Source organism: Porphyromonas levii DSM 23370 (assembly GCF_000379925.1).
GTDB lineage: Bacteria > Bacteroidota > Bacteroidia > Bacteroidales > Porphyromonadaceae > Porphyromonas_A > Porphyromonas_A levii.
The window spans coordinates 1-8,263 of sequence record NZ_KB904309.1 but is presented as its reverse complement, the minus strand read 5'-3'; the positions used below and the strand labels follow the sequence as shown (position 1 = coordinate 8,263).

Annotated in this window: 10 protein-coding genes and 1 pseudogene; all 11 read left to right on the top strand. The window is 45.0% G+C overall.

What is annotated here, in order from left to right:
* A partial coding sequence (locus A3GG_RS0110725) for a transposase (RefSeq protein WP_018358966.1) occupies window positions 1-271 on the top strand: 271 nt, incomplete at its 5' end.
* Entirely contained in the window at window positions 261-734 is a 474-nt protein-coding gene (locus A3GG_RS12470; protein WP_018359291.1) for a TniB family NTP-binding protein, read from the top strand. The genes A3GG_RS0110725 and A3GG_RS12470, both read left to right, overlap by 11 nt.
* A gap of 2 nt (window positions 735-736) precedes the next feature.
* Window positions 737-970 (top strand): hypothetical protein, encoded by a 234-nt coding sequence (locus tag A3GG_RS0110715; RefSeq protein WP_018359290.1) that lies wholly within the window; start codon window positions 737-739, stop codon window positions 968-970.
* Between the two features lie 2 nt (window positions 971-972).
* On the top strand, window positions 973-1,593 hold the full coding sequence (locus A3GG_RS0110710) for an AAA family ATPase (RefSeq protein WP_018359289.1): 621 nt from the start codon (window positions 973-975) through the stop codon (window positions 1,591-1,593).
* 12 nt (window positions 1,594-1,605) lie between these two features.
* Entirely contained in the window at window positions 1,606-1,941 is a 336-nt protein-coding gene (locus tag A3GG_RS0110705; protein ID WP_018359288.1) for a hypothetical protein, read from the top strand.
* Window positions 1,942-1,955: 14 nt separating this feature from the next.
* Window positions 1,956-2,150, top strand: a complete 195-nt coding sequence (locus tag A3GG_RS0110700; RefSeq protein WP_018359287.1) for a hypothetical protein — start codon at window positions 1,956-1,958, stop codon at window positions 2,148-2,150.
* 6 nt (window positions 2,151-2,156) lie between these two features.
* Entirely contained in the window at window positions 2,157-2,630 is a 474-nt protein-coding gene (locus A3GG_RS12465) for a hypothetical protein (protein ID WP_018359286.1), read from the top strand.
* A gap of 21 nt (window positions 2,631-2,651) precedes the next feature.
* Window positions 2,652-3,368, top strand: a complete 717-nt coding sequence (locus A3GG_RS0110690) for a DUF3164 family protein (RefSeq protein WP_018359285.1) — start codon at window positions 2,652-2,654, stop codon at window positions 3,366-3,368.
* Window positions 3,368-3,724, top strand: coding sequence for an HAD family hydrolase (locus A3GG_RS0110685; RefSeq protein WP_018359284.1), 357 nt, complete (start codon window positions 3,368-3,370; stop codon window positions 3,722-3,724). The genes A3GG_RS0110690 and A3GG_RS0110685 overlap by 1 nt, the downstream gene beginning before the upstream one ends.
* Before the next feature lie 48 nt (window positions 3,725-3,772).
* On the top strand, window positions 3,773-4,003 hold the full coding sequence (locus A3GG_RS13505) for a hypothetical protein (protein ID WP_156808739.1): 231 nt from the start codon (window positions 3,773-3,775) through the stop codon (window positions 4,001-4,003).
* Window positions 4,004-4,103: 100 nt separating this feature from the next.
* Window positions 4,104-8,263, top strand: a pseudogene (locus tag A3GG_RS12945) (hypothetical protein); the annotation flags it as partial.

The window sequence follows — 8,263 nt, the reverse complement described above, 5'->3', positions numbered from 1 at the left end:
TAATGAGGCAGAGGGAAAATTAAACAATTGGGTGTCAATGGCATTAGAAACAGCTTCAAAACCTCTAATGTCATTAGCGAACACAATCAATGCAGCTAAAAAGGAAATACTCGCATGGTATTATGGACGGCTATCAACCGCCAAAGTGGAGGGAATAAACAATAAGATTAAAGTGATGAAGAGAAATGCTTACGGATATAGAGATGATGAATATTTCAAACTAAGGCTTTTTGCTCTACATGACTGCCGTATCACACGAAATGTCGGATGAACCAGACTTTCTCCATATCATTAGTAGGAGCCTAGGATTTAGCCTTCCAAAGCAGAACCTCCGTGAGAGTCTGATGGATGTCGTGGATAAGCTCCTTAGTATGGATCGTCCGCTCCTCATCTTTGACGAAGCGGATAAGTTGAGTGATAGTGTATTCCATTACTTCATACAGCTTTACAACCTACTGGAGGATCGGTGCGGTATGACTTTCCTGAGTACAGCGTACATCGAGAAGCGTATGCAAAGGGGGCTTACTCTAAAGAAGCGAGGTTATGCCGAAATGAATAGCCGATTGGGGCGGAAGTTTTATGTGATAGATCCTACAACAGGCGTAGATGTTTACGGCATTTGCCAAGCCAACGGTGTGGAGGATAAGCATGAGATTGGAGATATCATAAGTGATGCGGAGCAGTATCAATTCGACCTCCGTAGGGTGAAGAAATTAGTTCAGGCAAGGAGGTAGCTATGATGGATATTCAAATAGAGATGAGATTCCCAACATTGACGAGGGCAGAAGCTCTTAGAATGTATGAGCCTATACTTGAAAAGCACCCAGACAATAAGGGGTTAATACTGATAGTCTCTTGGCTAAAAGAAATGCCCGATTATGCTAAGGTGCGGATTAAGGCAGATGTGCTGAAGAATATCTATGAAATAAAGAGAGTAGATAGAAAGAAGGCAAAAAGGGACAAAAAGTAATTATGGCGAAACAGGCAATGAGCGTGAGCCAACTATTGGCTCAGAAGAAGGAGACCTTTCAACTAAGCCCTGAGTGGCAACTTGCCTTTGGTGAGCCTGAGAAAGTCGGCACATGGCTCATCTGGGGGCATAGTGGGAATGGTAAGACTACCACTGCCCTAATGCTCGCCAAAGAACTTTGTAACGAAGGCACTGTGTTGTACAACTCACTTGAAGAGGGTACCTCGCTCACTCTGATGAATGCTGCTGAACGTTGCGGATTGGCAGAAGTGAATAAACGATTACAGTTTATCAGCGAGGATATGGACACATTGCTTACTCGCCTGAAAAAACGTCGTAGTCCTAAAATAGTATTTATTGACTCCTTCCAATACACTCAAATGAATTACCCCCAATATCTAAGGTTTAAGGAAGAACTTCCTCGTCACCTTCTTATCTTCATTAGTCATGCTGAAGGTAAATTCCCTTCAGGGAGAAGTGCAAAGAGTGTGATGTACGATGCCACTTTGAAAATCTGGGTAGAAGGGTATAGAGCTCATAGCAAAGGGAGGTTCATCGGAGAGCGTGGGTATATCGATATCTGGGATAAGGGAGTAGAAGACTACTGGGGCAATAGGAAGTAAAGAGAGCTGGGTATGGTCATGACAGAGATAGAGTTGAGACGGAAGTTTAAGTTTAACATGAATAAGCCAGAGCTTCAAGCAGTATTGAGAATGATACTTTGGTACATATACAGCCGAGACACATCATATAATGACATTGTGGAGCTCGCCAACGTACAGAGAGCGATTAAGCTTGGGCAGAGACTAACAAACAGGATTCACTCAACAGAGAAGAGTAGATGTAAGTTTACCCTTAACATACAAGAGGCAGGTACGATGTATGTTATTTTAGAATGTCTACCTCATCAAGAGCTTCAACCTTTAGAGGGTGTAGTTGTGAGAAGAATGTATGAAGTGATAACGAAATAAAAAGCGATTGAGATATGGAACTGATGACAACGATAGAGTTTGTAGACAAAGTGAGAACGATGCGTGATGCTCAGAAGGAGTATTTCAATACAAGATCTAGAAGCGTACTAGAAAAGTGCAAGCAACTAGAGCGAGAGGTGGATGCTGAGCTTGCTCGGCTTCAAATGAAGCAGACGAAGGCTGGTGAGTTGGTTGGTTTATTTGATTAGGGAGTTATGGAGAAGAAACGGAACTACGCAAGGCTGTATTGCCTATTGAAGGAGGTGATGCCTGGGATTGAAGCTAAAGAAGCGAAGTCTATCCTCGCTAGTCAAGTGAGCGATGGGCGTACGGAGAGCCTTAGAGAGCTTACCAATGTTGAGTTCGATATCGCTCTCGTATATCTTACCAAGAAGCTGGAGGAGAGTAGTGCAGAAGTAAAGAAAGCTCGAAGCAGGGCTCTTCATCAGATTCAGAAGTATGGCATTGATACGACTGACTGGGATGCCGTCAATCGGTTTACACGCCAGCCACGGATTATGGGTAAAGACTTCTACTACCTTGATGTGGAAGAGCTGGAAAACCTCACAAAGAAAATGAGGGCGATTAACACCAAGAGGGGAGAGCCAAGTCAATCTCGCCCCAAAGATAGGGATTATGAATTCATCTGGGTGAAGAACAAATCTGGAAGAAAGGTATATGTCAATTAACACTATAAAAGAGAGTAAGAGATGGAAACAAAGAAATTTGAAACGAGCCTAACGGCTGAAGAGTATGAGGAGCTTCAAGCACTACGTGCAGAGAGAGCCAAGCGAGAAGAAGCAGAACGCAAGCAGGATGACCTGCGAGCTTATCGGGAGCTGGTTGATGAGACCATAGAGGCTGTAGTCCCACAGCTAACAGAGACAGCTGTTAGCCTTTTTAAGACAAAGGAGGCGGTCTTTGAGCTCTTTGACGAGGTCATTGAGACTAAGGAACAGCTTTTAGGGGTCACCCCAGAGAAGCAACGCTCACACACCTTCACCAATTCCGAAAGTACGAAGCGAATCACAGTTGGCTACCATGCTACAGATGGTTACTTAGACACCGTCACTGAGGGCATTGAGATGGTCAAGAACTACCTTGAGAGCCTTGCTGGTGACCAAAATAGTCAGAGCTTGGTCAGCATGATTCTTCAGCTCCTTAGCACTGATAAGCGAGGTAACCTTCAAGCATCAAGAGTCGTCCAGCTTCGCAAACATGCTGAAGAGAGTGGTAGCGAGCAATTCATGGAGGGTGTGAGGGTTATTGAGGAGGCGTATAACCCTACTAAGACTCGTCGTTTTATTGCTTGCCAGGTAAGGGATAAGAATAATGCTTGGCGAAATATCCCGCTTGGTATGACTGATGTGGATAAGCTCAGTGAAGTGATGGAGCAAGTATTGGGTGATGAAGAAGAGGAAGTGTGATGGAGAAGAGGTTAGTTATAGCTGTTGACTTTGATGGTGTACTGAATGCGAGAGAGTACCCTAAAGTTGGGGCGACCGTGCCTGGTGCTGTCAGTGCTATGCGAGAGCTTCATCAAGCAGGGCATACGCTTATCATTTGGACATGCCGAGAAGGTCAAGACCAGACAATGGCAGTCAATTGGTTACTTGAGCATGGCATACCATTTGATGGTATTAACTGCAACACCAAAGCGAATATCGAAGAACACTCGAACGACTGTCGAAAGATATTTGCAGATCTTTACATTGACGACCGACAGGTGGGTGGTTTTGTTGGCTGGGAAGCTGTACTACAGTGGATTAGACAACTAGAATGACCGCCACTTCGTTATAATTGATTATATTTGTGGTAAGGAGGTAGCTATATGGATAACGTGAGTGAATACACCCTAAAAAGAGCTCTTAGAGTTTACGAAATCTATCAAGCCCACTATGAGGCTGGAGCCCACAGTCGTTCATCGAGGTGGGTGTACTTTCATCGTGTACGTCCTGTATATGCTATCTCTGAAACCACCTATAAGCGATATCTTAAAATCGCTCGGGACTATCATAATCAAGAAGCCGTTGATGATATCCCACTACCGTCATCATCATAAAAGGAGAGAAATCAGTACCAAAATGGTACTGATTTTTTGTTTGTAGGTATTGCTTGGCGAGTTTTGCACCATAGATAGAATATAAATAGAGTGTGGTGCAATGTCTGTATTTACTATTTACCGCCCCGATGGTGTATCGCTGTTAGATGGGGATCGAGCAAGAAAGAAATTTAACTGGGAGGGTACCTGTTACCGCTCTATCATGGGTGTAAGCACCCTGCAGTTCAAGATAGAACTTAAATCAGCTATAGATATCCCTGTAGGAAGCTTTATCGACTACGGTGGTCATCGCTATACCTTATACTATCCGCACTCCATAACTAAGCTACACACCAAGAGCTTTGAATATCAACTCCTCTTCCATGGAGAGGAAGAAGAGCTAAAGCTCTTTAAGTTGAAAGATGTCTCAGGAGGTAAGCCCTACCGCCTTAAATTCTTCTTAACCGCTAAGCCTATTGACTTCTTGCGAGTGATTGTAGACACCCTTAACCTCTTTAGTAGTGGTTGGACGGTGGGCAACTGCATTGATGCCAGCGAAAAGACCATCGCCTTTAACCATGAGAATTGTTTTGCTGTTCTTCAGCGAGTAGCACAAGAGTTTGATAGCGAGTGGAATATTGAAGGCAAACAAATTAGCCTAGGCAAGGTGACCCACATGGCTGACACACCTCTTGCTATGCAGTATGGTTATGGCAACGGCTTCCGAAGTGGCGTTGGTCGTCGCAATGATGGCGACAGCCAGCCTATTGGTAGGCTCTATGTAGAAGGTGGTAAGCGAAATATAGACCGCTCTAAATACGGCAGTAGTACACTCATCCTCCCCAAGAATGCCATACTTAACTATGAGCTTCAAACCTATCGTACTGATGCTGACGGTATGTCTATCACTTGTGACGGTAATAACCATCCAGCTGAAGATAGCTACGATGGCTCAGGAGTGTACCCGATGCGAGAGGGTACCGTCTCTGAGGTGGTACAAGTAGTAGAGGGTGGTAGTACCTTTTATGACATCAAGGATAACAGCATTCCTGCAAGCTTAAACTTCAATGATTATCGCATTAAAGGCGAAAAAGCGACTATTGTCTTTCAAAGTGGAGCTTTAGCTGGGCGAGAGTTTGACATCGTGCAGACTGAAGAGAGCTTAACGGGTTACATTCATGAGGAGCGACGATTTAAGCTTGTCCCTGCAGAGCTTGATGGCTTTGAAATGCCAGGTGGCACTTTCATTCCTGCAGTGGGCGATAAGTATGCCCTATTCAACATTTCATTACCGAACGAATACCTTTCAAACGCCTCTCAAAAGATGTTCGAGGAGGCAGTGAAATACTTCCATGAGCATAGTCATCCCACCTTTATGTTTGAGGGTGAGGTAGACCCCATTTGGGCGAGACAGAATTGGCTGGAGGTAGGAGGCATGTTTGTTCCTGGTGGTCACATCCTTTTTAGTGACCCTCAATTTCATCCAGAGGGTAGTGTCATCCGCATTATCGCAGTTAAGACCCCCATAGGCGAACCATATCAGCCCGAATTGACCCTATCCAATGCACCGCTGTCAGGATCATTCGCCAGCACCCTTGGCAAGCTTTATGCAGAGCCCGTGCTTGCTGAAGAGCGAGAGAGGGGACTTCGCCAGTATACGAAGCGATATTGGCAAGATGCTAAGGAGTCTCAGAATATGCTCCTACAGGCTATGGGTGCCCTCGGTGATGAATTTACCTCGACACTCTCTCCAGTAGCATTGCAGACCATGCAGGTGCTGGTGGGTAGTGCAGCACTGCAGTATCGCTTTGTGACTTCCAAGACGGCTCCTGCGACTGCTAATCACCTTATCACATGGAATAAAGTAGGAGCTTCGCTTGATGTGCAAGCAGGTATCATTCAGCACCGCACACTAGGGATAGACACGATTACTTTCAATAGGAAGCCTTCCGACTTCCGTTACTGGGATTTGCCACGCTACAAAAGCCCAGCCCTTACTAACCAGCTTACACCTTACTACCTTTATGCCAAGGTAGCGAAAAATGGAACGGCAGGTGCATTCGAGCTGGACGATAAGGCACGCCCCTTTGAAAGTGCAAGTCACTTTAATCTATTAGTAGGCTTGCTCAGCTCAGAAAGAGAGGGTATGAGGAGCTTCGCACCGATGTACAGCTACTCAGAACTAACACCTGACGGGCTGACCACTCGGCTGATTAAGAGCTTAGATGGCTCAACCTATTTTGACCTTGAGCGAGGCGAGATAGGTGGTAACATTCTATTTAGAGGTGGTTCACTAGATGAGTGGGCTGAAGAAACTGAGGATGCAGTCACCAAGAGTGGTTATCAGATTCACTGTCCATTTACCGAGGTGTTTTCTGTTTACAATGATAGTGCTGGTTATGGGGCGTGTAAATGCTCCCCAAAGCTCTACAAGTATGGTAATGAGCTACCGATAGATATAAGTAAGTTGCGAGTGTTTCGTAAATGTTGGGCTGAAGATGGCACTATCCTTAATCCTGGCATGGGCTACGAGCTTGAGCCATTGACAAACAGTCCGACAAACAGTGATTACTTCATTGACGACTATTATCATGAACCTCAATCCTTATATGGCATACATCTGGATGTAATATATGCAGAAGCCTGGGAGACCATAACCGAAGCTCCTTATACCAAGCCAGTCAATATCCTTACTACTAACTCTTACACCTATTACCATGTAAAAGATGGCAAGAAAGGGGAGGACGGTAAAGATGCACACTCACTCCTATTTACCATCTCCCTAAATGGTGAGGTTCGGAATGGAAAGGTTAGTGAAATCTGGTTCCCCAAGCTAACCGTGATGTATGACGGTAGCGAGATTACCGATTACGAAATGGTGTCTGTAGAGAGTAGGTATAATCGAGGCAACTGGGGCGAAGACAGCTGGAATGACTCGAGTCAGAGCTTTGAACTCGATATTATAGACGTAGGATATACGGAGGGTGTTCGGCTCGATGTCCGAATTCATTACAGAGGTTTAACAGCGACCAATAGTGTATATATCCCTAATACTAAGGATGGCAACGATGGAGTGAGTATCACAGGCGTTGTGAACTATTACCTTGCTAGTGCAAATGGAAGCGGAGTGACAACAGCGACTCAAGGCTGGACAAACTCTATTCAGACCATGACAGCTGAGAAGCCCTACCTATGGAATTATGAGGTGATTAGCTATACCAAAGGCACTCCCACTACAACTAGCCCCGTGATTATTGGCAGGTGGGCTAAAGATGGGCTACCTGGCAAGGGTATTTCGGGCATTGTGGAGTACTACCAAGTTAGTACTTCTAACACTGTACCTCCTTCAAACTGGGTAACTAATGTAGTCACCACCACCACAACTTACAGGTATCTGTGGAATTATGAGAAGATCATATACTCAGACGGCACTAGTGAAGAGACAGCCAAGAGAGTTATCGGCACCCATGGAGCTACTGGGACGAATGGAGTAAGCGTTGCTAAGGTAGATGCTGAGTTTGCGAAGAATAGCACTCCTGGAACGGCACCTTCATTGGGTTGGCAGACTACGGCTCCAACCATTACAGGTAACGAACAGCTGTGGACACGTACTAAGACTGCCTACTCAAGTGGTAACCCGACCTATACGAGCCCTGTAAATATTACACCAAAGAGAGGCAATGATGGACGAAGTGCCGATAAAATTACTGAAGAGTACGCTATCAGTACTAGTAAGACGGTACAGCCGACTACTGGCTGGAGTACTTCCCAACCTACATGGGAGCCAGGTAAGTATATCTGGAGCCGTGTAAAGATTGAGTATTCCAATCCTGATGGAACGGAATATACAGGCTATGCAGTTAGCTCGGAGTGGGAGGCAATCAACAACGTGCAGATAGGAGGTCGCAACCTAGCTAAATCATACGCCCCGAAACGTCAGAAAGGTGATTACGCAACTTACCTTTTACACTCAGAAATAACGGAGGAGGGTTACTATACTATTAGCTTCGACGTCGATGTCGTCAAGCCTCCTCTAGGTGGTAAATTTATGTGTCTATTCTGCTATATGTCGCCATATGAGAAATTTAGCTATGCTACTTACGAGGAGGGGAGAAAGCGATACAGTGTAACAATAAAGGTAGTCAAGAATGACAATGCGAGCTATACAAGAGTACCTAATAGCTTGTATTTGTACCCGAATGTCAATTATTACGACCCTACAACTGAAAATGGAGGAGAAGCGATATTTAGCAATGTAAAAGTCGAAAAAGGGAATAAAGC